This window comes from Mycobacterium sp. E787, assembly GCF_001668725.1.
In the GTDB taxonomy this organism is placed as follows: Bacteria; Actinomycetota; Actinomycetes; order Mycobacteriales; family Mycobacteriaceae; genus Mycobacterium.
Genome location: NZ_LZKL01000033.1, coordinates 45,306 through 67,666 on the forward strand (window position 1 = coordinate 45,306; position 22,361 = coordinate 67,666).

Genomic DNA, 22,361 nt, shown 5'->3' on the forward strand with positions numbered 1-22,361 from the left:
CACTCGCGCACCTTGCCGGCCCAGTGTAAGGCCCCGCGTTCGCCGCGCGACGGCACGAGCTTCGCCAAACGGGTCGCGGCCCCCCGCGTCATTGCCGAGAATGGTCCCGATGGCGCTGATCCAGGTTGTTCCTGAGGCGCTGGCGTCGGCCGCGGAGGACGTCGGCAACATCGGCGCGATGCTCGACCGGGCCAACGCCTACGCGGCGTTGCCGGCGAGCGGCATCGTGCCCGCCGGGGCCGACGAGGTCAGCGCGGCGATCACGCCGCTGTTCAACGACCAGGCGGGGATCTACCGGGAGCTTGCCACCCAGGTCACCGCGTTCCAGCGGCAATTCGCGCGACTGCTGAGCGCGGCGTGGATCGCCTATGCCGGGACCGAACAGGCCGCGCAGCAGGCGCTGCGCGACGCGGTCGGCGAGTTGGAATCACCCCTGATCTCGTTCGCCGCGCAGGCCGAAAACCCCGCTCCGACCAGCATCCCGCCGCTGATCGTGCCGCACAACGGGTCGGTGGCGCTGATCGTCGGCGGCACCACGTTCCCGCTGCCGGACGCCAAGTACGTCGGCAACATCATGGCCAACTTCCTGAACAACCCGGCGCTGTCGCCGCTCACCGGGGCGCTCGGGCAGTCGATCTACACGCCGGAGCAGTTCTGGCCGCTCACACCGCAACTCGGCAACCTGACGCTGGGCCAGTCGGTGGCCCGGGGCGTGCAGCTGCTCGACACCGCCATCAACACCGAACTCGCGGCGGGCAACAACGTGGTCGTGTACGGCACCTCGCAGAGTTCGCTCGTGGCCACCGACGAGATCCGCAACCTGATGGCCATGGCCAATCCGCCCGACCCGAGCCGGCTTTCGTTCTTTTTGACCGGTGACCCCGGCAACCCCAATGGTGGGTTCTTCGAACGCTTTCCCGGGCTGTACATCCCGCTGTTCGACGTCCTGATGAACGGCGCGACGCCCCCCGATTCGCCGTACCCCACCGTGATCTTCACCAACCAGTACGACATGGTGACCAACCTGCCCCGGTACGTGCTCAACCCGGTCAGCGACCTGAACGCGTTCATGGGGTTCGCGCTCTACCACGGCACCCACGACTACGTCGACCCGACACCAGGACAGATCGGGGGCGCGATCCAACTGCCGACCTCGCCCGGTTACACCGGTTCCACCCGCTATTACGAGTTGTTGACCCAGAACCTGCCGCTCGTCTCGCCGCTGCGGCTGTACGTGCCGGCGCCCTACGGCAACGCCCTGGCCGACCTGCTGCAGCCGGATCTGCGGGTGATCGTCGACATGGGCTACGGATCGGGGGAGTACGCCAACATCCCCACCCCGGCCAGCCTGTTCGAACTGCCGGACCCGTTCACCATCGTCCCGGACCTCGCGCACGGCGCGGTGCAGGGACCACAGGCGGCCCTGGTCGATCTCGGGTTCCTGCCGCAGTCGATGATGCCGACGGGCTATCCGTTCAATCCGGCGCTCGATCCCGGCCTGAACTTCCCGCTGCCGCAATCGCCGGTCACCGGGGTCTCGCTGCTGAGCGGGTTCGAGGGCCACCTGATGCGCGCGCTGGGCCTGGTCTCGAGCTGGGACAGCTGATGGCCCGCCCCAGCCCCTTCCGGGCCGACCTGCTGCACGGGAGGGTCGCCCTGGTCACCGGCGGCGCCACCGGTCTCGGCCTGGAGACCGCCCGCGTGCTGGGCGGCCACGGCGCCCGCGTCGCCATCTGCAGCCGCAAGGAAGCCAACCTGCAATCCGCGGTGACGGAGTTGCAGGGTGCCGGGATCGAGGCGATCTACGGCGTGTGCGATGTCCGCCGTTACGAGGAGGTCATGACGGTCGTCGCGGACGTGGTGCAAACGTTCGGTCGCCTCGACATCGTCGTCAACAATGCCGCCGGAAACTTCCCCGCGCCGATCAGCGACCTGAGCCCGAACGGGTTCAAAGCGGTGGTCGACATCGACCTGCTGGGGACCTTCAACGTGTCGAAGGCGGCCTACGAGCTATGGCTGCACGAGCACGGCGGCGCCGTGATCAACATCAGCGCGGCGACCCAATATCGCGGCATGGCCCTGCAGGCGCACGTGGTGTCGGCCAAGGCCGGCATCGACGCGCTGACCCGCAGCTGCGCCATCGAATGGGGGCCCGCCGGGGTGCGCGTAAATATCGTTGCGCCGGGCGCGATGTCGGGCACCGAGGGCGTGCGGCGCATCGCCGGCGATGACCAGCACCGCACGATTCAGAACCCGCTGCGGCGCCGCGGTTCGACCACGGAGGTCGCCGAAGCCGTGCTGTTCCTCGCCAGCGACGCGGCCTCGTACGTCACCGGCGCCACGCTCGTCGTCGACGGCGGTGGTTGGCTGACCGCCAGCGGCGTGCCGGACCTGCCGGGCTACCGCTGACCGGCCATGCTGCCGTCGCGCCGAACGTGCACGTGGTGCGAAAAATCGCTCGACCGAGGCGCCCCACGGCCTCACATCTTGACGGTCAGCGGCCACACGTTCCAGATCTCGTCGCAGTACTCGGCGATGGCGCGATCCGACGAGAACTTGCCGCTGCGTGCGGTGTTCAGGATGGACATCTTCGTCCACGACTCCGTGTCCTGCCAGGCCGAGCTCACCTGCTCCTGGCACTTGACGTAGGACGCATAGTCGGCACAGACCAGGAACGGGTCGTCGTAGCGCAGGTTGTCCACCAGCGGCTTGAACACCTCGGTGTCGCCGTGCGAAAAGGTCCCGCCCGCAATGAGATCCAGCACCGCGCGCAGCTCGTCGTCGCCGTCTATGTAGTCCGCCGGGCGGTACCCGCCCGCCTTGACCGCCTCGACCTCCTGCTCCGTCAGCCCGAACAGGAAGAAGTTCTCCGGCCCGACCTCCTCGCGCATCTCGACGTTGGCCCCGTCGAGCGTGCCGATGGTCAGCGCGCCGTTGATCATGAACTTCATGTTGCCGGTCCCCGACGCCTCCTTGCCCGCGGTGGAGATCTGCTCGGACAGGTCGGCCGCCGGATAGATCATGTGCGCGTTCTGCACGTTGAAGTTCGGCACGAACGCCACCTTCATGAAGCGATTGACGTCCGGGTCGGCGTTGACGGTCTCGCCGACCGCGTTGATCAGCTTGATGATCCGCTTGGCCATGAAGTAGCCCGGCGCGGCCTTGCCGCCGAAGATGAACGCCCGCTGAGGAATCGACAACCCCGGGTTCTGCTTGATCCGGTGGTACAGCGCCACCATGTGCAGGACGTTGAGGTGCTGGCGCTTGTACTCGTGGATGCGCTTGACCTGGACGTCGAACATCCAGTCCGGGTTGAGCTCGACGCCCGCCACCGAGCGGATGTACTTGGCCAGCCGCGCCTTGTTGGTGCGCTTGATGTCGCGCCACTCCCGGCGGAAGGCCGCGTCCTCGACGAACGGCTCCAGTCCGCGCAGGCGGCCCAGGTCGGTCAGCCAGCCGTCGCCGACGGTCCGGTCCAGCAGCTCCCGCAGCCCGGGGTTGGCCAGCGCAAGGAAGCGGCGCGGCGTCACGCCGTTGGTCTTGTTGCTGAACCGTTCCGGCCACATCTCGTAAAAGTCTTTCAGCACACTGGTTTTCAGCAGCTCCGAGTGCAGCGCGGCGACGCCGTTGATGGCGTGGCTGCCGACGGTGGCCAGATGTGCCATCCGGACGTTCTTGCCGCCGTTCTCGCCGATCAGCGACATCCGGCGGACCCGGTCCTCGTCGCCGGGGAACCGGGCGCGCACCTCGTCGAGGAATCGCCGGTTGATCTCATAGATGAGCTCGAGGTGGCGGGGTAGCGACTCGGCGAACAACTCCAGCGGCCAGGTCTCCAGCGCCTCGGGCAGCAGCGTGTGGTTGGTGTAGCCGAACGTCGCGACCGTGATCTCCCAGGCCTCGTCCCAGTCCAGGTGGCGCTCGTCGATCAGCAACCGCATCAGCTCGGCGACCCCGATCGAGGGATGAGTGTCGTTGAGCTGCAAGGCGAATCGCTGGGGGAGCTCGCGCACGCCGGCGTCGGCGAGGTCGTCCATGATGTGCAGCACGTGCTGCAGCGAGCAGGACACGAAGAAGTACTGCTGCAGCAGGCGCAGCTGCTTGCCCGCCTCGGGCTCGTCGTTGGGGTACAGCACCTTCGTGACCGTCTCCGACATCACCTCGTCCTCGACCGCCCCGTAGTAGTCGCCGGTGTTGAAGGCCTCCAGCGCGAACGACTTCACGGCCCGCGCACTCCACAGCGTCAGCACGTTGCACGTGTTGACGCCGTAGCCCTGGATGGGCGTGTCGTAGGCGACGCCCTTCAGCAGCCGGCCCGGCACCCACCGGACGCGGTCATGGCCGTCGTCGTCGGTGTAGTGCGCTGCGTAGCCGCCCCACTTGACCAGGTAGGTGACGTCCGGTTTGGCGATCTCCCAGGGGTTTCCGTGGTCGAGCCAGTTGTCGGTCTGCTCGACCTGCCAGCCGTCGCGGATCTCCTGGTCGAAGATGCCGAACTCGTAGCGGATCCCGTAACCGATCGCCGGCCGCTCCAGGGTGGCCAGCGAGTCCAGGTAGCACGCGGCGAGCCGGCCGAGGCCGCCGTTGCCCAGGCCGGGTTCCTCCTCGCAGGCCAGGACCGTGTCGAGGTTCTGGCCCATCGCCGACAGCGCCTCCCGCGCCGCGCGCTCCATGTTCAGGTTCAGCAGGTTGTTGCCCAGCTGCGGGCCCATCAGGAACTCGGCCGACAGGTAGCAGGTCACCTTGCGGCCGAGGTCCAGTGAGGTCTGCGTCGACGCCACCCGGCGGTCCTGCATGCGGTCGCGCACGGCCAGGGCGAGCGCCCGGTAGTAGTGCTCGGGCCGTCGCGCGGCGGCCGGACGGCCGATCGAGTAGCGCAGGTGGTCGTTGATCGCCCGTTGCAGCGCGGCCGCGCTCATCCCGGTGCGGGAGTGCTCGACGAGGTCGGCCCGGGTGGGGCTGGGGGAGCTTCCGTCGGGGGGTGTCTGATCGAGATCGGTCATCGTGAGTCCTACTCCCTTGGGCATGCCGGCGGCGCGCAGGTGAGTCAGTGTGGCAGCGGTGTTTGCACACCAGGCGCGCAATGGGCATCCGCCACGTGAACGCGAGCCCACCTGCGGGCGACGAAACGGCTTCCGGGGCAGGGACTTACGCGATGTAGCCGCGGGGCAGCACGGAGAAGTCGACGCAGGCCGCGGCCAGCATGTCGCCCAGCCAGGCGTTGACCGGCGCGCGGAGTCTGAGCATCGCACCGGCCGACGGCGCTTTCAGCGTGGCGACGTTGCGGTTGGTCAGCAATTGGATTGCCTCGGTTTCGATGTCGCTCCAGCCGGTGTGCACCGTCATCAGGGTCAGGACGCCCAGTTCGTCGCCGGCGGGGGACAGGATCGGGTGATGCCAGGCGCCGTCGGCCTTGGACCCGGTGTGCGGCCGGACGACCGCCAGGACGGTGCCGCCGCCGTCCTCCAGCCGCGCCGCGCCGTCGGCCGGGACGATCCGTCCCACGGTGCTGTCCGGGTTGGTGACTGTGGTCGTTCCGGCGACCGCCAGCCTCAGTTCGTCGCCCGCCGCGCCGGACAGCGTGTAGTCGGCTTTGCCGCCGTTCTTGAATCCGAGCAGAACGCCGACGCCGCCCTTCTGCTGGGCGCGGGCCAATTCGGTGCCGTCGGCCGCGGTGAGCTCGATCCGCAACGCGTTAGAGGTCGCCCTCGACACCCGCGCGGCCACGACGGTCTGGTTTCCGAGAATCGGCATGCGGGAAATCGTAGGCCCGATGTCAACCCGACGAACGCCGGCGCAGAATTCTCGACGATGAATCAGCCCACGAGCGGGAAATCGGCCGAGCAAAGCCGACTGCCGCTGGCGTCGTCCGGTGCGCGCTGGCTGATTGCGGCGGCCGTACTCGGTTCGGGCATCGCGCTGCTGGACGGCACCGTCGTCAACGTGGCGCTGCCGGCCGTCGGGCGCGACCTGGGTGGGGGCCTGACCGGTCAACAGTGGGTCCTCGACGGCTACCTGCTGACCCTCACCGCGCTGCTGCTCTCCGGAGGCGCCGCAGGCGACCGTTACGGCCGCCGACGGGTGTTCATCGCCGGGCTGGTCGTCTTCACCGCGGCCTCTGTCGTCTGCGGTCTTGCGCCGACCGTCGGCTGGCTGGTCGGGGCCCGGCTGGTGCAGGGCGTCGGCGCGGCGGCGCTGGTTCCCGGCAGCCTCGCGTTGATCGACGCCGGCATCATCGACGACGACCGGGGCCGGGCCGTCGGGATCTGGGCGGGGATGTCCGGCGTGACGACGGCGTTGGGTCCGTTCGTCGGCGGCTGGCTCGTCGACGCGGCGTCGTGGCGCTGGGTGTTCTTCTTGAACCTTCCGCTCGCCGCGGCGGTGGTGTGGATCGCCGCTCGGCACATCCCCGAATCGCGCGATCCGACCGCGCGGGGCCGCCCGGACGTCCTGGGGACCGCCGCTGTCACAATCGGGTTGTCCGGGGCGATCTATGCGCTCATCGAGGCGCCTTCGCGCGGTTGGACGTTCGTCACAGCGGCCGCCGGGATCGTGGGAACGGTGGCCCTGCTTGCCTTTCCGGCGATCGAACGACGCGCGCGATCGCCACTTCTGCCGCTGAGGCTGTTGGGATCCCGGCAATTCACCGGCGCCAACCTCACGACCCTGGCCGTCTACACCGCCGTCGGCGGCGCGTTGTTTCTGTTGGCGCTGCAGCTGCAACAAAGCCTGCACTACTCTGCGCTCGCGGCGGGGCTGGCGATGTCGCCGATGACGATCATCATGTTGATCGGCTCGCCGTGGGCCGGCGCGCTCGGGCAGAGCGCGGGGCCGCGGCTGCCCATGACGGTCGGCCCGATGGTCGCCGCGGCGGGGCTGGCGTTGATGGCCCGGATCGTGCCCGGGGCGACCTATCTCGGCGCGGTGCTGCCCGCCGTGGTCGTCTTCGGTGTCGGGTTGGCGATCACCGTGGCGCCGCTGACCGCGGCCGTTCTCTCCGCCGTGCCCGCCGCCTACGCGGGCACCGCCTCCGGCGTCAACAACGCCCTTGCCCGCCTCGCCGGCCTGCTTGCCGTCGCGGTGCTGCCGGTCGCGTCCGGCATCACCGCCGGACCGGGGCATCCGCTCGGGCCCGGCTTCTCAGTGGCGATGATCATCACCGCCACGGTCTGCCTGTTCGGCGCGTTCGTAGCGGTGCTGTCCGTCCGCACCGGGGCGCACTTCGCCCGGCAGATGCTGCCCGGAATCAGCCACGATTGCGCGGCGCCGACCACTACGTCATGGAGGAGCGGCCCCGCGAGGTGACCGACGCGCTGGTGCGCCTGTTGAGCGTGGCTCCCGTCGGCTAATCCGTGACGGTCATCTGGTCGTCGCTGCTGGCCCACGATTGCGCGAAGACGTCGATCGGCACCTGCTCGTCGCGGCCCTGCTCGCTGCCGCTGTCGTTGAGGTGCACGATGCCGGCCGCGGTGTCGACGCCGGTCACCACGACGGCGTGGTCGGCCTCCGGTTGCCCGTCCGGGGTCTTGTCCTCGACGGGCTCGCGCCAGATGAGTTCGGAGTTGACCCCGACGATGACCTTGCGGCCCTTGGCCAAATCCTGCTCCAGCGCCGTCATGCCCGTGGGGACGCCCTTCTTCGCGGCGCCGGCCTTGTCGGTGGACACCGCGTGGATGCCGTAGTGGGCGAGCAGCGCCGGCTCGTCGTCGAACGAGGTGCCGGCGCCGGGCCGGCGCTTCTTCGGCTTGGTGTAGACCGGCCCGGAATGGACGGTGCTGGGCGTGGATTGGGCCAGCTTGACGATCGCCTGTTCGGAGGGCGCCCGGCCGGTCAGCTCACCGATCACGTCGGCGACGGCCATTTCCACGCAGTCGTCGTCGTAGCCCTGGTAGCGCCAGAACGCGGCGGCCGCCGCGGGGTCTCCGTAGACCGTGCCCTGCCCGCGGGGCGGGTTGGGCGTGGCGTGCGCGGTGCCCACGGCGAGGACCAGCGCGGCGGCGCCGCCCAGCGCTGCGAGACCGGCGGCCCGGGTGACGATCATGCTGTGAATGTCTGCGCTGGGGGCCCCCGCGTTACCTAATGCGCGCCGGCCAGGTTGAGCGTGACCACACCGGCGACGATCAACGCGACGCCGACGACCTTCGCCACCGACACCGGGGAGCCCAGGAACAGCACCGCGATCAGCACGATGGCGGCCGTCCCGATCGCCGACCACAGCGCGTAGGCGACGTCAGTCCGCATGCCCCGCGAGATGGACAGCGCCAGCAGCGCGAAGGAAACGGCGTAGCCGACCAGGCAGGTGACCGTCGGCCACAGCCGGGTGAATCCCTCGGTGCTCTTGAGCAAGCTGGTCGCGACGACCTCGGCGAAGATCGCGCACAGCAGGAACAGGTACGTCAACGCGCTAGTCCGACGACGATTTCTTGGGGTTTTCGGCCTGCGCCTCGTCCGCGACGGCGTCCAGGTGACTGTCGTGCGCGGCCTGCCAGTGCTCGTCGGCCGCCCGCTGCAGCTGGGCGGACGAGCCCAGTCCGTCCATGGCGGCTCGCTGATAGGTGTTCGCCGTCTGCTCGTGGACGCGCGCCAGTTCCTCGTGCCGTTGGGCGGCGGCGTGGTGGGCGGCCGCCGCGGCTTGCAGAGATTCCTCCGCCCGGTGTCGCGCCAGGCTGACCGACTCGGGGGACGGCCGTTGGCCGGCGGCCAACTCCGCCCTGCGGTTGCGCAGTTCTTTCACTCGCTGCTCCACCTGTGCCGCGCGTTCCGCCGGGCGCGATTGCCCGTCGACGGGCCGTTCACTCATGACCAACTCCCCACCGCACCGTGCCGTCGAGGCTGAGCACACCTGTTTCAATCAACTATCACGCTACGACGGTGAAAACGATGACGGCTACGACGGAAGGCCAGCCATGACCGTCTCCCCGCGACTGGTGCGCTTCGATGTCGGCGACGTGGTCGGCGAGCAGGCCTTTTTGGCGGCGACCTATTACCCGGCCGCGAGCCCCGCCGACGCGGTGCTCGTGTGCCTGCCGGGCGGCACCTACAGCCGCGAATATTGGGACCTGAAGATCCCCGGCCGTAGCGGCTACAGCTTCGCCGAGTTCGCGACCGGGAACGGCTACGACGTCGTCACGATCGACCCCCTGGGTACGGGCGAAAGTTCGAAGCCCGCAAGGGATTTCGGTTTCACCGACATCGCCGCCGCGCTCGCGCGGGCGGTCTCGGAGTTGCCGGCGCTGACAGGTGGCCACGCACCCGCGGTGGCCGTCGCGCACTCGCTGGGTGCCTATCTGGCGATCGTTCAGCAATCGCTGTTTCCCGGCTACGCCGGATTGGCGGCCCTCGGGTGCACCAATCGACACGTCGCGCCGCTGAACCTGGATGCGGCATTCATCGCCCGGGCCGCGACCCCGCAGGGCCGCGACGAGCTGGCGCGCCAGATCCTTTCCGCCCTTGCCGAGCCCTATGCCGAGGCCCCCCGCGAATACCTGCAGAGCTGGTTTCACCTCCCCGACGTGCCTGCCGACGTGGTCGCGGCCGACTGCGTCACGGCAAAGTCGGTGGTGCCGCGGGTGTTCGGCACCGCGATGATCCCCGGCGTCGTCGCCGAGCACGCCGCGCGGATCGATGTCCCGGTGCTGCTGGGCTATGGCGCGGTCGACGTCTCGCCGGACCCGCGGGCGGAGGCCGGCCTGTTCCGCAGCAGCCCCGACATCACGACCGTGGTCCTGGCCGACAGCGCGCACTGCCACAACATGGCGTCGAGCCGCCGGCGGCTCTGGAGGCGCCTGCTCGGCTGGGCGGCGACCGTAACGTCGGCGATGTGATGAAGACGCTCGAGGAACGCCTCGCCGGGCATGCGCCGGCCGTGCTGAGCCTCTTTCGCCTGGTTTACGGTTTGCTCTTCGCGGCCTCCGGCTCGGTGGTCCTGTTCGGCTGGCCCGCCCGTCCCAGCTATCCCGCCGCGTTCGGGGCCTGGCCCGGCTGGTACGCCGCCCTGATCGAGCTCGTGACCGGACTTCTGATCGCGGCTGGCCTGTTCACCCGCGCTGCGGCGTTTTTCGCCTCGGGGCACATGGCGGTCGCCTATTTCTGGATGCATCAACCGCGGGGGCTCTGGCCCGTCGGGGAGCCTCCGGACGGCAACGGCGGCGCCATGGCGATCCTTTATTGCTTCGCCTTCTTCCTGCTGGTCTTCACCGGCGGCGGACGATATTCGGTCGACGCCCTCCGCGGTGGGGTGACACTTCCTATCTCCTGGCGATAATGGCATTCTCTTGAGCGGAGAAGCCATTTCCGGAGGAGGTCGTCGGTGGGCACGGAGCAACGATGCGACGGGATGGTGGCCCTGGTCACCGGAAGCAGCCGGGGCCTGGGCAAGGCGATCGCGGCGCGGCTTGCCGCGCGCGGTGCCACGGTGGCGCTGACCGCCCGCACGATGGACCCCGACCCCAAATACCAGGGATCGCTCCGCCAGACCCGCGAAGAGATCGTCGCCGCCGGTGGCCGGGCGGTCGCCATCCCGGCGGACCTGTCGCACCCCGAGGAACGCGAACGGCTTTTCGGCGAGGTCGTGCGCGCCGTCGGTGCACCGGACATCTTGGTCAACAACGCCGCGGTCACCTTCCTGCGGCCGCTCGACGGGTTCCCGGAACGGCGGGCCCGGCTGATGATCGAGATGCACGTGCTGGGGCCGCTGCACCTGAGCCAGCTGGCGATTCCCGCGATGCGCGAGCGCGGGCGGGGCTGGATCCTGAATCTGACGTCGGTGGGCGGCGACCTGCCGCCCGGACCGCCGTTCTCCGAATTCGACCGGACCGCGGGCTTCGGGATCTACGGAACCGCCAAGGCCGCGCTCAACCGGCTCACCAAAAGCCTTGCCGCCGAACTGTATGACGACGGCATCGCCGTCAACGCCGCGGCTCCGTCCAACCCGGTGGCGACGCCGGGGGCCGGCGCCCTGGATCTGGCCAAGACCGACACCGAGGACATCGAACTGATCACCGAGACCGCCCTGCGGCTGTGCACCTGCGATCCGAGGACCATGACCGGGCGCATCGCGCACACCCAGTCCTTCCTGGCCGAGGTCGGCCGGGCCGGCTGAATGCCCGAGCTCGATCTCGAGGGGCTGCGCCGGCGGCTCGCGGCCGCCGGGGTGGTCGACGTCGCCGCGCTCGCCGGGGGCGCGTCCAGCCTCACGTTCCGCGGCGCGCGCGACGCCCGGCCGGTGGTGATCAAGGTTGCCCCGCCGGGCGTGGAGCCGGTCGCGCACCGCGACGTGTTGCGCCAGGCCCGGATCATGAAAGCGCTTGCCGGGACGCGAGTTCCGGTGCCCGAGGTGGTGTGGCAGGATCCGGGCGACCCGCCCGACACCCCGCCGCTGTTCGTGATGTCCCACGCCTCAGGACAGTGCGTGGAGCCGCTGTTCGACTGCTGCCCGCCGGCTGCCGGGCTGTTCGAGCGCTACCGCAACGCGTGCCGGGTGATGGCCGCCCTGCACAGCCTGTCGCCGTCCGAGTTGGGTCTGGCCGGCGAGCCGGTCGTCGATGCGGCCGCCGAGGTCCAGCGCTGGTGCGACACGCTGCGGACCGTGGATGCGGAGCTGGTGCCGGACTGGCGCGGTGTGCGGGACGCGCTGCTTGCCTGCGCGCCAAGGGCTTTGCGGCCCAGCGTGGTGCACGGTGACTTCCGGCTGGGCAACCTGATGGCCGTCGGCGCCAGGATCACCGCCGTGATCGACTGGGAGATCTGGTCGATCGGCGACCCGCGCATCGATCTGGGCTGGTTGCTGATCAACTGCGACCCCGAGACGTACCAACGGGTTCCGTCCTCCGCCGGTGTCGCGCCCCCAGCCGGCGAACTGGCCGAGATCTATCAACGCGAATCAGGTTGGGAAGTCACCGACTTGGGCTGGTTCGGCGCGCTGGCGTGCTTCAAGTCGGCCGCGACGTGGTCGCTGATCGTCAAGCACAACCGCCGAAGGCGCTCTCCCCGGGCCGAATTGGAGGCCATGGCCGCGACGCCGCCGCGGTTGCTGGAGCGGGCGCGGTCGATGCTGGGCTAACGGTGGATCAGCGGCACCGCACGAACATGTTTTCGCAGTACATCCCGGCGCCGCCCCAGGCGAGCGACGGGCCGCCCTCGTCGGCCGGGTCGACGAACAGCGCCGGACTCTCCGTCGTGATCAGATCGACAACCCCGGGCGCCGGCGGTGAGAAAGGGTCGGGATCGGCGTTGGCCACGGCCGAACTGGCGGCGAGAGCCATCGCGCTCATCGCGCCGGCCACCAAAACCCGCTTCATTCCCGCCCTCTCTGTCGCCCGCCTATTGTAGCCCCCTGGCAAACAAACCGATACAGGATCGGCGCAACGTTCCGGGGCCATATCGCGGATGTGTTACGAACGCACAACGACTTCGACCGGTTGCCCAGCAAATTCCCTGACGCGTTTCGCGCCGCGCCTACGGTGTCGCGCGTGGGGCCGGTAACCGTGGTCGTTCGCCGCGCCGCGGTTATCGCGGTTTGTCTGTTCGTGGCCGTGGCCGCGGCGCCGTCGACAAGCGCGGATCCCGACGTCGACCCCGCCGCCGTAACAGTGCCCGCGCCGGACGGTGGCGTGCCCTCGAACGCGCCGGCAATCCTCAAGACCCCGGACGGCTGGACCCTGGGCCTCGGCGCCAAGGACGAGTCGCAGATTCCGGTGGCGCCGCTGACCACCGCCGTCTCGTCCCGTGAATACCTGGCGAGCGGGACGTTCGTCGGCTCGCTCATAGGGCCTGAGCAGCCGCGGGGCACCCTCGAGGTGGGTTACGAGATCGGCTGCGGGATCGACATGAGCACTTCCAACGGCGTCACGATGGGCGGGAGTGCAGGCGTCACCCCGGGTCTTGGCCTGGCGGGCGCGTTCACCGGCGTGGTGACCCCCGTGCCGTTGATCACGGTTCCTGTCAACGGTGTGATCACCGTGGGCCTCAAGCCGGGGCTCGTGATCGTGGTGCCGGTGGTCAAGAAGCAGTTCAAGGGGCCGAGTCCCTGGGTGATGGTCAGCAACTTCCACGTCAAGATCGACGGCTGCGTGGGGCAGTCGTTCATCCGCTCCTACGCGACGCTGACCCGGGAGACCGATCAATCCGACGTGGTGCTGTCCTACGTCGGCGTCACCAAAGCCGTCTAAGGCCGATGGTGGCGACCCGCTTCGCCCGGCTCCGCCGCGCTAGCCATCGCCACGCCGCGGGGTATGCCCGCCAGCCGGTCGGCGAACTTCGCCTCGGCGGCCGCGCGCAGGCGCAGCAGGTGTTCGGAGGGAAACAGATCGGGCGCGGGTGAGCGGTCCTTGAGCAGGAGCCGGGCCAGCGTCACCTTGTGCACCTCGGTGGGACCGTCGGCCAGGCCGAGCACGAACGACTCCACCAGGTACTGCACGAACGGCATCTCGTGGGTGGTGCCCAGTGACCCGTGCAGCTGGAGCGCCCGCGCCGACACGTCGTGCAACACCTTCTGCATCATCGCCTTGACCGCCGAAATGTCCGCCCGCACCGCGTGATAGTCGTTGAATTGGTCGATCTTCCAAGCGGTTTGCAGCGTCAGCAGCCGGAAGGCCTCGATCTCCATCCACGAGTCGGCGACCATCTCCTGGACCAGTTGCTTGTTGGCCAGGACCTCGCCCTGGGTGTAGCGTGACACCGCCCGCTCGCAGATCATGTCGAAGATGCGGCGGACCAGGCCCACCGTGCGCATCGCGTGGTGAATTCGCCCGCCGCCCAGGCGGGTTTGGGCGACGGCGAACGCCCCGCCGCGCGGGCCCAGCATGTGGTCGGCGGGCACCCGCACGTTCTCGTAACGGACGTACCCCTCGCGACCGCCGCCCGGCGGCTGATACCCCAACCCGACATCGCGCAGCACGTTGATGCCCGGGGTGCCGCCCGGTACGACGAACATCGAATAGCGTTGATATGGCGGCGCTTCGGGGTCGGTCATGGCCATCACGATGAGGAAAGAAGCCATCGAGGCGAACGAGGAAAACCACTTCTCCCCGTTGATGATCCAGTGATCGCCGTCGGGCACCGCGGTGGTGCGGAACACCTTGGGGTCCGCGCCGCCCTGCGGCTCGGTCATCGAGAAGCAGGACACGATGCGGTTGTCCAGCAACGGCTCGAGGTAGCGCGCCTTGAGCTCGGGAGTGCCGTAATGCGCGAGGATCTCGCTGTTGCCCGAATCGGGGGCCTGCGAACCGAAGACGATGGGCGCACATTCCGAACGGCCCAGGATCTCGTTGAGCAGAGCGAGTTTCACCTGGCCGTAGCCCGGGCCGCCCAGGTGCGGCCCGAGGTGGGTGGCCCACAGGCCGCGCTCCTTGACGATCTCCTGCAGCGGCGGGATCAGGGCCTGCCGCACCGGATCGCTGAGGTCGTGGGATTCCTTGACGATCAGGTCGATCGGCTCGCACTCGTTGCGCACAAACTCCTCGACCCATTTCAGTTGTTCGGCCCACTGCGGCTCGGTGGAGAAGTCCCACGACATCCGTTGTCCCTTCTCGGGTCATTGCCACTTTTTGCGGCGCTCGGCCGCGTCCTCGGTCGCATGCGCGATCACCTGGTTGCGGTTCTCCAGTTCCAGCGCCGCCGGCAGGCTCGCCGCGTCGGTGTTCACCTGCAGCGCGCGCTTCGTCAGTTGCACGCCGAGCGGCGCCAGGCCGGCGATCAGCGACGCCAACTCGACGGCGCGATCGACCAACCGATCGGGCCCGACGACCTCGCTGACCAGCCCCCGCCGCTCGGCCTCGCCGGCCGAGACCGTGCGCCCGGTGAGCATCCAGTCGGCCGCGACGCTGGTGCCGACGATGCGGGGCAGGTGATAGCTCATGCCCATCTCGGCGCCCGACAGCCCGAGCAGGATGGCGGCGTTGCCGAACGAGGCTTGCGCCGAACAGATTCGGATGTCGGCGGCGAGGCACAGCGCGAAACCCGCCCCGACGCAGGGGCCGTTGACCGCGGCGATGACGGGCTGCGGCACCTCGCGGACGCGTTGGGCGAGCGCGGCCATGCTCTCCTGGAAGCGCATGCGGTCCAGCGCCGGCGCCGTCGCCTCGGGCACGTCGGGCCCGAAGTCGCGCATGTCGATGCCGGCGCAAAAGCCGCGACCGGCTCCGGTGAGCACGATGGCACGCGTCGACCGGTCGGCCCCCAAATCGGCCAGGGCCGCGGCCAATTCGGCTTGCATGGCCGCGTTGATGGCGTTGAGCCGCTCCGGACGGCTCAGGCGCACGACGACGACGCCGTCGGCGGGCCGGTCGAGTTCCAGCGTGTGGGACACCCACCGATCGTAAAGCGTCTCTCGGTTCAGGAGAACTGCCTTCTCCAAAATGGCGAAGGGATTCTCGCGACTTGAGCGCGATCCGGTGGGCCACCCGGGGCCACAGGGGCAGTTCGGCCCGGACATGGACGGGTTCTTCGCGGCGTGGGAAGGTGACGTACTCCCTCAGCTGCGCGGCTGAGCTTCAGCTTCGGCGTCGCCGTAGAAGCCCACCCGAAGCAGGGCGGTGATCTCGCTGACCAAGGGCATCCGCGGATTTGTGCGGTTGCTGAGATCCTCGAATGCCGTCATCGCCAACGCGGGCAGCGCCGCAAGGAATTGTTCCTCCTCGACGCCGTACTCCCGCAGCGATCGCGGCATGTCCAGTCGCTTCAGCAGATCGTCAACTCCGTGGAACAACCGGCCGCGGCATTCGTCGGGCTCATGCCCGCCGAAGATCAGTTGGCCGAGCTGCGCGTATTTGTCCGGCGCCACGTAGGCGGAATATCCCGGGGCGGGCATGAACTTGCTTGGCAGACTTGCGTTGTAGCGCAGCACATGCGGCAGGAAGATGCCGTTGGCTCGGCCATGCGAGATCCCGAATCTCGCGCCGACGGCATGGGCGAGCGCATGGTTCGTCCCGACGAACGCATTCGAAAAGGCAAGCCCGGCAAGGGTTGCCGCGTTGGACATGTCGGTTCGCGCGGATAGCTCGCCGGGGTCATCGTAGGCCCTGGGCAACGCGTCGAAGATCAATCGTGCCGCTTGGGCGCACAGCGCGTCCGTGTACGGCGACGCGAAGATCGAAACGATCGCTTCCAGAGCGTGGGTGAGCGCGTCGATGCCGGTGTCGGCGGTCAGTTTCGGTGGCATGGACGAGGTCAGGACGGGGTCGACGATCGCGAGGTCAGGCACCAGGCTGTAGTCGACCAGCGTTTCCTTCTTCCCGCGCACCGTCAGCACCGCCGCCGGCGAGACTTCGGAACCGGTCCCCGACGTCGTCGGAATAGCGACCAATTGGACGCGATGGCGGTCGGTCGGATAGTCGGCCACGCGCTTGCGCGGGTCGAGGAACGGCATCGTCAACTCGTCGAGGCTCTTCTCCGGGTGTTCGTAGAACAGCCGGATCGCCTTGCCGGCATCCAGCACCGAGCCGCCGCCGACGGCGAGCAGCAGATCGGGTTGGACCCGCTGCAGCAGCGCGACGCCACGGCGGATGGTCGCCTCGTCGGGCTCCGGTGTCACCTCGCTGAACACCTGCACGTGTTGGGTGCGTAACTTGCCTCGCAACTGGTCGACCACGCCGCGCTCATCGGTCAGGGCATCGGTGATCACCACGACGATTTCGCAGTCGAGTTCGCGCAGGTTGTCCAGTGCGCCTTCGTTGAAGTAGGTGTTGGAGGGGACGCGGAACCATTGCGGCGGGGTGCGGCGCCGCGAGACGGTCTTGATGTTCAGCAGTTGGCGGTAGTTGACGTTCTCCGTCGTGCTCGACCCGCCCCAGGTGCCGCAACCCAACGAGAACGTGGGTGTGAGGTTGTTGTAGACCCCGCCGAGGGCTCCGACGGCGGTGGGCGCGTTGACCAGGATGCGCCCGGTGCGAACCGCCAGACCGTATGCCTCGATGACGTCCTCGTCGCTGGCGTACACCGCCGAGGTGTGACCGAGCCCCCCATGCTCGGTGACCAGGACGGCCACGTCGATGGCGTGCTGGACGCCTCTTGCGCGCACCACCCCGAGCACCGGCATCAGCTTCTCGGCCAACAGGGGGTGGGAGGCGAGTTCGTCCAGGTCGGCGGGAAGCTGTGCCAGCAGCACTTTGACGGTCGGTGACACGCTGAAGTCGGCTCGGGCGGCCAGCTCCGAAGCCTTCTTCCCGACCGCCTCGAGCGAGATCTTATCGCCGCACCCGAACGCGAACTCCGCCACCGCGTCGGCCTCGGCGGGCGTGAGCAGTTGGGCGCCCATCCGCTCGAACTCGGCCATCACCTCGTCGTATATCTCGTCGTCGATGATGCAGGTTTGCTCGGCCGGGCAAATAACGGACGAGTCAAAGGTTTTCGAGATCAGGATGTCAACGACCGCGCCCTTCAGGTCCGCGGTCTTGTGAACGTAGATCGGCGCGTTGCCCGGACCGACGGACAGACCCGGCTTTCCGGCCGAATTCGCCAGCGCCACGATCTTCGGTCCGCCCGTGACCCAGATGAAGTCGACCTCGGGATGCTTGAACAGGTAGTGCGTCACCTCGTGCGCGGCGTCCGGAATGACCTGCAGCGCTCCGGGCGGCATCCCGGCCGCTTCGGCCGCCGGGCGGAGGACTTCCAGGCTGCGTTCGCAACAGCGCACCGCATACGGTGACGGCCGAAAAAGGATCGCGTTGCGCGTCTTGGCGGCCACGATCGCCTTGAACAGCACCGTCGAGGTCGGATTGGTCACGGGGGTGATGCCCAGCACGACCCCGATCGGCTCGGCCACATAGGCGATGTTGTGTTCGACGTCCTCGTCGATGACACCAACGGATTTCTTGCCACGCAGGTAGTCGTGCAGGAACTCGGTGGCGACATAGTTCTTGACGACCTTGTCCTCGAAGACACCGAAGCCCGTCTCCTCGATCGCCACGCTGGCCAATTCGCCCGCCGCGCGGACCCCGGCGCGCACCATCGCCTCGACGATCGCGTCGACCTGCTCCTGGTCGAGCCTGCGGAATGCCCGGGCCGCCTCGGCCGCCACGTCGACGATCGCGTCGACCTCGCGTCTGCGCTCTTCGGCAAGCGCGGGTGCTTCGAGACCGGAGGCGGGCTGGCTTTGCGTAGTGGTCATGGTCGCGTTTCGGCTCGGGAAGGGACGCCGAGCGTCCCCGGAATGAGCAGATGCTACGTCGGCCGCCTTGATCGAAAGTAGGGCTGAAAGGCCCTCGGCCCGGTTACGGCCCGAAGTTGGTGCCGCAGGTGAGCTCTTGCCACTTCGCGATCTCGGCCGCGCGCGCGTCCGCGACGTGGCGATAGAGACCCAGCGCGTCGGGGCCGAGCAGCAGGAACCCCGGGGGCTCGGTTGATTCCACGGCCCTGATGATCGCGGTGGCCGCCTTGGCGGGGTCGCCGGCCTGGGTGCCGTGCGTGGTGTCGTTCTCCTTGCGCCGCTGCCCCGCGGTGGCCGCGTAGTCGTCGATGACCGCGGCCGACTGTACGAGCGAGCGACCGGCGAAGTCCGTGCGGAACGCGCCGGGCTCCACGACCGTCACCGAAATGCCCAGCGGCGCAAGCTCACCGCGCAGGGCCCCGCTCATCCCCTCGATCGCGGCCTTCGCCGCCGCGTAGTACCCGGATCCCACCGGAGTGACCGTCGCGCCGATCGAGGAGATGTTGACGATCGCGCCGCTGCGGCGCGATCGCATGCCGGGCAGCACGGCCTTGATCGTCGCGACGGTGCCGAAGAAGTGCGTCTCGAACAACTCGCGTACCTCGGCGTCGTCGCCCTCCTCGACGGCGGCGCGGTAGCCATAGCCGGCGTTGTTGACCAGGACGTCAACGCCGCCGAACCGCTCGTGCGCGTCCCGCACGGCGGCGGTGACCTGCGCGGGCTCGGTGACGTCGAGCGCCACCGCGAGCACCCGCTCCGGTGCGGCCTGCGCCAGGTCGGCGACCTTGGTGACGTCGCGCGCGGTGACGACGGCGTGGTGGCCGGCCGCGATGACGGCCTCGGCGAGCGCGCGGCCGAGCCCGGTCGAGCAGCCGGTGATGAGCCAGGTGGACATGCGGTGTCTCCTTCGGTCGGGCGGAACTCAGTCGGTCAGCGCGCGGCCCACGATCCGCGGGTCCGGCTCGCCCACGACCTCGTCGTCCTTGTCGTCGTAGTCGGATTTGGCGAGCACGTGACGCATGGCGTTTCCAAATCGATCTGTGCCATAGTCCGACGCTAGCCCCGTCGGCGCCGGCGATCGGGACGGCGGGCGCATCGTGCTGGTCGCCCCGCCGGCCGCGTTCTACGCTTCAGGAAAGCGTTGACGAGAGCGAAGGAAGCACACAGTGAGGACGCTCGAAGGCCTGCTGGCCGGGCACCCTTTCTTCCGCGGCATCGACCCGCGTTACCTGCAGTTGGCCGTCGGGTGCGCGGCCAACGTGCGCTTCGGCGCGGGTGAGTTGATCTTCCGCGAGGGCCGCCCGGCCGATCACTTCTATCTCATCCGCGTCGGCAGGATCGCGCTCGAGACTCGCGCGCCGGGCCATGGCAGCCTGACCGTGCAGACGCTCGGCGACGGCGAGATCCTCGGCTGGTCGTGGCTGGTGCCGCCCTACAACTCGCGGTTCGACGCACGCGCGGTGGAGACGACGCGGGCCATCGTCTTCGACGGCAAGTGCCTGCGCGAGAAGTGCGAAGAGGATCACGAACTCGGCTACGAGTTGCAGAAGCGCGTGATCGCGGTGCTCGGCGAATATCTCGATGCGACGAGGTTCCGGCTCTTGGACATCTACGCCGACGCCATCGAATGAGGCCGGCCCGGGGAGCGTCTCGCTAACTCGCCGCCGCGCACCGCTCCAGCCGGAAGGTGCGCTCGAAGCCGGTCGGGCGCGTCGTCAGCGTCACCTCCACCGCGCCGCTGGGGGCCACCACGTAGCGCTCCTCGACGTCGGGGCCGTCACTCCAGCGGCCGACCGGTTGCCGCCCGAGGTCATCCCGGTCGTAGAGCGCCGGGTCGAACGGGAAGAGGACCGGGTCGTAGGGCGTCACGTCGCCGTCGGGACGGCCGTCGACGAGGCGGCTGCACTCGACGAATCGGAAGTGCCCGATGTTGTGCGCGGCCCGGTAGGTCCGCCGCACCACCAGCGGGGTATGCCCGTCGGCCGGAAGCGAGGCATCCTTGGGGACGATCGGGTCGAAGACCACGTCGGTGCCGGCGTGCGCCTCGCGGAAGACCCCGAAGTGCCGCGAAAAGCGTTCGGACAGGGCGAAACCCGCCTCCTGGTCGAGGAAGACCGCCAGCCCGATCGCCGTCGCGGCGAACGGGTGCGGGGAGCGCTTCACCCGCTTCTCGCCGAAGGCCGTACGCAGCATCCGGGAGACCAGCGGGAAGCCCCCGGCCCCGCCCACGACGTAGATGCCCGCCACCTCCGACCAGGTCACGTCCGGGCCGCCCGCCGGATCGTGCAGGACGCGGTGCAGCAGTTCGGTCGTCTGGTCGACCATGGGCGCGCACACGGCGTAGACGTCGTCGATCCGGCAGGAGAACGGGGGCCGGTCCACCTCGTCGATCCCGGTCAGGTCGACCAGGAAACGGCGCGTCTGCGGCCCGACGGCCTCCTTGCGGGCGGCGCACTCCTCCCTGAGCAGGTCGCGGGCGGCCGGGGTCACCTCGGGAAGGTTCAGGCGGCCCAGGACGAGGTCGACGATCGCCTCGTCGAAGTCGTCACCGCCGAGGCGCTGAATGCCTTCGCTGACGACCACCTCGTTCTCGTGCCCGGTCATCCTCAGCAGCGACGCGTCGAAGGTGCCGCCACCGAGGTCGTAAACGAGGACGTACTCGCGCCTGGCGGTGATGGTGGAGCGGTATCGATGCGCGTACTCCAGGCTGGCGGCCGACGGCTCGTTCAGCAGCGCGACGACGTGAAAACCCGCCGCGACGAACGCGTCCAGCGTCAGCAGGCGCTGGGCGCTGGAGGCGTTGGCGGGCACGCTGATCGCGGCCTCGATGGTCTCGCCCGGCGCCAGGCTGGCATTCGAGCGGCGCTGCAGGTCGCTCTTCAGCTGGGCCAGAAAGCCGGTGAGGAGGTCGGCGAGACGATGGCTGCGGCCGGCCAGGGTCACCTCAGTCTGCGGTCCGGCCTCGTTGAGGAGGCGTTTGAAGGATCGCAGCACCGACCAGCCCGGCTCGTGGCGGACGGCTGCCGCGGCCACCCCGAATCTCAGGTCCCCGTCGGCATTGGCGGCGATGACCGACGGCCAGGCGTCCAGTCCGTCGAATGAGATGACCGGATAGTTACCGCGGTCGACGGCCGCAACGACGGTGTGGGTGGTGCCAAAGTCGATGCCGACCCTCATTCCGCAGAATTCTAGGACCGTGTCACCGTCTTGGGCACCACCTTTGACCGCGCGTGCCGGTCAATCCTCGAAGTGACGGTTGTAGTCGGTACGCTCGAGCCACCATTGCAGGCTGTACAGCCCCTTCGCGATCATCACCATCAGCATCGCGGACGCGAGTGCCAGGACGACGTTCATAGCCTGTGCATCTCCCGCGCCATGAGGGCGTTCTCGAGAAATTCGTACCGCTTCGGGCAATGCCTTTGCTGCGGGGCTGATTCACCGAATGTGGTCGTGAGCATTCGCCGTGCGACGGCGACCAGCCGGACGCCGATGCTCCTGCGGCGCACCACCCCCAAGGCGGCCGCGCTGCCGAAAACCACCTGCTGGGTGCTGATCACAACCTCGGTGGATGACACCTGAACCGGGGGAGGCGGTTGATGGGTGGGCTTGTCGACGGGATCGGTCGTGCTCGCGACTCCCGGTGGGGATACCAACATCGTCTACCTCTTCTCCGATGTGGCGCTTGGTGGACTCACCGTACGGTCGGCGACCGCCCAGGGCATGCGTAGTCGACTACCTCAACCGTTGCGGGCGCTGGTTGCATCGATGACTTTCGCCCCTAGGCCCGCACGCTCGGTGCGCCGACGATGACTTCGTGATCGAGATGCTCAAGGGTTTCCCCGACGACGTCGCCGCGTTCGCTTTGCATGGGCACGTGACCAAGAGCGATTACGACACGGTGCTCATACCGGGCTTCGAGGACAAACTGAGCCGGCACGAACGGGTGGGCATCTATCTCGAGATCGCGCCCGACTTCACGAGTTTCGGACCCGGCGCGGTGTGGGCGGATTCCAGGTTCGGCATCGGCCACTACTTCGACTGGGATCGCTGCGCGATCGTCAGCGACGTGGAATGGGTGAAGCACATGGCCAGGTTCAGTGAGCTCTTCGGGTTCCTCTGGCCCGGCAGGTACCGCACGTTCGCCGAGGCGAAGGCCGACGAAGCGCGCGAATGGATCGTGGCGCCGCACGGCAAGCGCGATGCCGGATGAGATCGGGTT

At 68.7% G+C, this 22,361-nt stretch carries 22 protein-coding genes and 1 pseudogene; 11 read left to right on the forward strand and 12 right to left on the reverse strand.

Annotated elements, in window-relative coordinates; genetic code table 11:
* Nucleotides 1-109: 109 nt before the first annotated feature.
* Entirely contained in the window at nucleotides 110-1,606 is a 1,497-nt protein-coding gene (locus tag A5705_RS05875; protein WP_067879981.1) for a PE-PPE domain-containing protein, read from the forward strand.
* Complete coding sequence (locus tag A5705_RS05880; RefSeq protein WP_067879810.1) at nucleotides 1,606-2,409, forward strand: SDR family oxidoreductase; 804 nt, start codon at nucleotides 1,606-1,608, stop codon at nucleotides 2,407-2,409. The genes A5705_RS05875 and A5705_RS05880 overlap by 1 nt, the downstream gene beginning before the upstream one ends.
* 71 nt (nucleotides 2,410-2,480) lie before the next feature.
* Here A5705_RS05880 and A5705_RS05885 read toward each other — a convergent pair whose 3' ends face one another.
* Entirely contained in the window at nucleotides 2,481-4,916 is a 2,436-nt protein-coding gene (locus A5705_RS05885) for a glycogen/starch/alpha-glucan phosphorylase (RefSeq protein ID WP_067879985.1), read from the reverse strand.
* 229 nt (nucleotides 4,917-5,145) lie between these two features.
* Nucleotides 5,146-5,751 (reverse strand): hypothetical protein, encoded by a 606-nt coding sequence (locus tag A5705_RS05890; protein WP_067879813.1) that lies wholly within the window; start codon nucleotides 5,749-5,751, stop codon nucleotides 5,146-5,148.
* 57 nt (nucleotides 5,752-5,808) lie between these two features.
* Here A5705_RS05890 and A5705_RS05895 point away from each other — a divergent pair, with 57 nt between their 5' ends.
* Nucleotides 5,809-7,302, forward strand: a complete 1,494-nt coding sequence (locus tag A5705_RS05895; RefSeq protein ID WP_067879816.1) for an MFS transporter — start codon at nucleotides 5,809-5,811, stop codon at nucleotides 7,300-7,302.
* Nucleotides 7,303-7,342: 40 nt separating this feature from the next.
* Here A5705_RS05895 and A5705_RS05900 read toward each other — a convergent pair whose 3' ends face one another.
* From A5705_RS05900 to A5705_RS05910, 3 genes are read right to left on the reverse strand one after another with little or no spacing between them, the layout of a single operon-like run.
* Complete coding sequence (locus tag A5705_RS05900) at nucleotides 7,343-8,038, reverse strand: hypothetical protein (protein ID WP_067879819.1); 696 nt, start codon at nucleotides 8,036-8,038, stop codon at nucleotides 7,343-7,345.
* Between the two features lie 35 nt (nucleotides 8,039-8,073).
* A complete protein-coding gene (locus A5705_RS05905) occupies nucleotides 8,074-8,397 on the reverse strand; it encodes a multidrug efflux SMR transporter (protein WP_068276147.1) in 324 nt (107 codons plus the stop codon).
* Between the two features lie 4 nt (nucleotides 8,398-8,401).
* Nucleotides 8,402-8,797 carry a hypothetical protein gene (locus A5705_RS05910; protein WP_067879825.1) on the reverse strand — a complete coding sequence of 132 codons (396 nt, stop codon included), beginning with the start codon at nucleotides 8,795-8,797 and terminating at the stop codon, nucleotides 8,402-8,404.
* Nucleotides 8,798-8,903: 106 nt separating this feature from the next.
* Between A5705_RS05910 and A5705_RS05915 the strand changes: the two genes are divergently transcribed.
* The 4 genes from A5705_RS05915 (at nucleotide 8,904) to A5705_RS05930 (ending at nucleotide 12,058) form a co-directional block, all read left to right on the forward strand.
* Complete coding sequence (locus A5705_RS05915) at nucleotides 8,904-9,821, forward strand: alpha/beta hydrolase (RefSeq protein WP_068276463.1); 918 nt, start codon at nucleotides 8,904-8,906, stop codon at nucleotides 9,819-9,821.
* Entirely contained in the window at nucleotides 9,821-10,261 is a 441-nt protein-coding gene (locus tag A5705_RS05920) for a DoxX family protein (protein WP_369803346.1), read from the forward strand. The genes A5705_RS05915 and A5705_RS05920 overlap by 1 nt, the downstream gene beginning before the upstream one ends.
* Nucleotides 10,262-10,333: 72 nt before the next feature.
* The gene (locus tag A5705_RS05925; RefSeq protein WP_067879831.1) at nucleotides 10,334-11,098 is read left to right on the forward strand and encodes an SDR family NAD(P)-dependent oxidoreductase; all 765 of its coding nucleotides are present in this window, start codon (nucleotides 10,334-10,336) and stop codon (nucleotides 11,096-11,098) included.
* Nucleotides 11,099-12,058, forward strand: coding sequence for a phosphotransferase family protein (locus A5705_RS05930; protein WP_067879836.1), 960 nt, complete (start codon nucleotides 11,099-11,101; stop codon nucleotides 12,056-12,058). It begins immediately after the preceding gene.
* Between the two features lie 7 nt (nucleotides 12,059-12,065).
* On the opposite strand, the gene A5705_RS05935 is transcribed toward A5705_RS05930, so the two are convergent.
* Nucleotides 12,066-12,296, reverse strand: a complete 231-nt coding sequence (locus A5705_RS05935; protein WP_067879839.1) for a hypothetical protein — start codon at nucleotides 12,294-12,296, stop codon at nucleotides 12,066-12,068.
* Between the two features lie 186 nt (nucleotides 12,297-12,482).
* Here A5705_RS05935 and A5705_RS05940 point away from each other — a divergent pair, with 186 nt between their 5' ends.
* Entirely contained in the window at nucleotides 12,483-13,166 is a 684-nt protein-coding gene (locus tag A5705_RS05940) for an MspA family porin (protein WP_067879991.1), read from the forward strand.
* Here A5705_RS05940 and A5705_RS05945 read toward each other — a convergent pair.
* The 5 genes and pseudogenes from A5705_RS05945 to A5705_RS27690 all read right to left on the reverse strand — a co-directional run.
* The gene (locus tag A5705_RS05945; RefSeq protein WP_067879842.1) at nucleotides 13,163-14,512 is read right to left on the reverse strand and encodes an acyl-CoA dehydrogenase family protein; all 1,350 of its coding nucleotides are present in this window, start codon (nucleotides 14,510-14,512) and stop codon (nucleotides 13,163-13,165) included. The two genes, A5705_RS05940 and A5705_RS05945, sit on opposite strands and share 4 nt — an antisense overlap.
* Nucleotides 14,513-14,530: 18 nt before the next feature.
* Nucleotides 14,531-15,304, reverse strand: coding sequence for an enoyl-CoA hydratase/isomerase family protein (locus A5705_RS05950; protein WP_067879994.1), 774 nt, complete (start codon nucleotides 15,302-15,304; stop codon nucleotides 14,531-14,533).
* 165 nt (nucleotides 15,305-15,469) lie between these two features.
* Nucleotides 15,470-18,103, reverse strand: coding sequence for a bifunctional acetaldehyde-CoA/alcohol dehydrogenase (gene adhE, locus A5705_RS05955; RefSeq protein ID WP_068276150.1), 2,634 nt, complete (start codon nucleotides 18,101-18,103; stop codon nucleotides 15,470-15,472).
* Between the two features lie 103 nt (nucleotides 18,104-18,206).
* Nucleotides 18,207-19,037 carry an oxidoreductase gene (locus A5705_RS05960; RefSeq protein ID WP_068276153.1) on the reverse strand — a complete coding sequence of 277 codons (831 nt, stop codon included), beginning with the start codon at nucleotides 19,035-19,037 and terminating at the stop codon, nucleotides 18,207-18,209.
* 27 nt (nucleotides 19,038-19,064) lie between these two features.
* Nucleotides 19,065-19,169: pseudogene (locus A5705_RS27690) on the reverse strand (polyphosphate kinase 2); the annotation flags it as partial.
* A gap of 139 nt (nucleotides 19,170-19,308) precedes the next feature.
* On the opposite strand from A5705_RS27690, the gene A5705_RS05965 reads away from it, so the two are divergent.
* Nucleotides 19,309-19,773, forward strand: a complete 465-nt coding sequence (locus A5705_RS05965; RefSeq protein WP_068276157.1) for a cyclic nucleotide-binding domain-containing protein — start codon at nucleotides 19,309-19,311, stop codon at nucleotides 19,771-19,773.
* Between the two features lie 22 nt (nucleotides 19,774-19,795).
* Here A5705_RS05965 and A5705_RS05970 read toward each other — a convergent pair whose 3' ends face one another.
* A complete protein-coding gene (locus tag A5705_RS05970; RefSeq protein WP_068276160.1) occupies nucleotides 19,796-21,319 on the reverse strand; it encodes an Hsp70 family protein in 1,524 nt (507 codons plus the stop codon).
* Between the two features lie 273 nt (nucleotides 21,320-21,592).
* On the opposite strand from A5705_RS05970, the gene A5705_RS28835 reads away from it, so the two are divergent.
* On the forward strand, nucleotides 21,593-21,721 hold the full coding sequence (locus A5705_RS28835) for a hypothetical protein (RefSeq protein ID WP_255381757.1): 129 nt from the start codon (nucleotides 21,593-21,595) through the stop codon (nucleotides 21,719-21,721).
* A gap of 244 nt (nucleotides 21,722-21,965) precedes the next feature.
* Complete coding sequence (locus A5705_RS05980) at nucleotides 21,966-22,352, forward strand: STAS/SEC14 domain-containing protein (RefSeq protein ID WP_231964334.1); 387 nt, start codon at nucleotides 21,966-21,968, stop codon at nucleotides 22,350-22,352.
* The last annotated feature ends 9 nt before the right edge of the window (nucleotides 22,353-22,361 follow it).

Bases quoted from the DNA above. Each gene is read 5' to 3' on its own strand.
- A5705_RS05900 (WP_067879819.1), bottom strand. From the start codon at position 8,038: ATGATCGTCACCCGGGCCGCCGGTCTCGCAGCGCTGGGCGGCGCCGCC.
- A5705_RS05945 (WP_067879842.1), bottom strand. From the start codon at position 14,512: ATGTCGTGGGACTTCTCCACCGAGCCGCAGTGGGCCGAACAACTGAAA.
- adhE (WP_068276150.1), bottom strand. From the start codon at position 18,103: ATGACCACTACGCAAAGCCAGCCCGCCTCCGGTCTCGAAGCACCCGCG.
- A5705_RS05895 (WP_067879816.1), top strand. From the start codon at position 5,809: ATGAATCAGCCCACGAGCGGGAAATCGGCCGAGCAAAGCCGACTGCCG.
- A5705_RS05915 (WP_068276463.1), top strand. From the start codon at position 8,904: ATGACCGTCTCCCCGCGACTGGTGCGCTTCGATGTCGGCGACGTGGTC.
- A5705_RS05890 (WP_067879813.1), bottom strand. From the start codon at position 5,751: ATGCCGATTCTCGGAAACCAGACCGTCGTGGCCGCGCGGGTGTCGAGG.
- A5705_RS05925 (WP_067879831.1), top strand. From the start codon at position 10,334: ATGGTGGCCCTGGTCACCGGAAGCAGCCGGGGCCTGGGCAAGGCGATC.
- A5705_RS05930 (WP_067879836.1), top strand. From the start codon at position 11,099: ATGCCCGAGCTCGATCTCGAGGGGCTGCGCCGGCGGCTCGCGGCCGCC.
- A5705_RS05910 (WP_067879825.1), bottom strand. From the start codon at position 8,797: ATGAGTGAACGGCCCGTCGACGGGCAATCGCGCCCGGCGGAACGCGCG.
- A5705_RS05920 (WP_369803346.1), top strand. From the start codon at position 9,821: ATGAAGACGCTCGAGGAACGCCTCGCCGGGCATGCGCCGGCCGTGCTG.
- A5705_RS05885 (WP_067879985.1), bottom strand. From the start codon at position 4,916: ATGAGCGCGGCCGCGCTGCAACGGGCGATCAACGACCACCTGCGCTAC.
- A5705_RS05880 (WP_067879810.1), top strand. From the start codon at position 1,606: ATGGCCCGCCCCAGCCCCTTCCGGGCCGACCTGCTGCACGGGAGGGTC.
- A5705_RS05970 (WP_068276160.1), bottom strand. From the start codon at position 21,319: ATGAGGGTCGGCATCGACTTTGGCACCACCCACACCGTCGTTGCGGCC.
- A5705_RS05935 (WP_067879839.1), bottom strand. From the start codon at position 12,296: ATGAAGCGGGTTTTGGTGGCCGGCGCGATGAGCGCGATGGCTCTCGCC.
- A5705_RS05980 (WP_231964334.1), top strand. From the start codon at position 21,966: ATGCTCAAGGGTTTCCCCGACGACGTCGCCGCGTTCGCTTTGCATGGG.
- A5705_RS05875 (WP_067879981.1), top strand. From the start codon at position 110: ATGGCGCTGATCCAGGTTGTTCCTGAGGCGCTGGCGTCGGCCGCGGAG.
- A5705_RS05960 (WP_068276153.1), bottom strand. From the start codon at position 19,037: ATGTCCACCTGGCTCATCACCGGCTGCTCGACCGGGCTCGGCCGCGCG.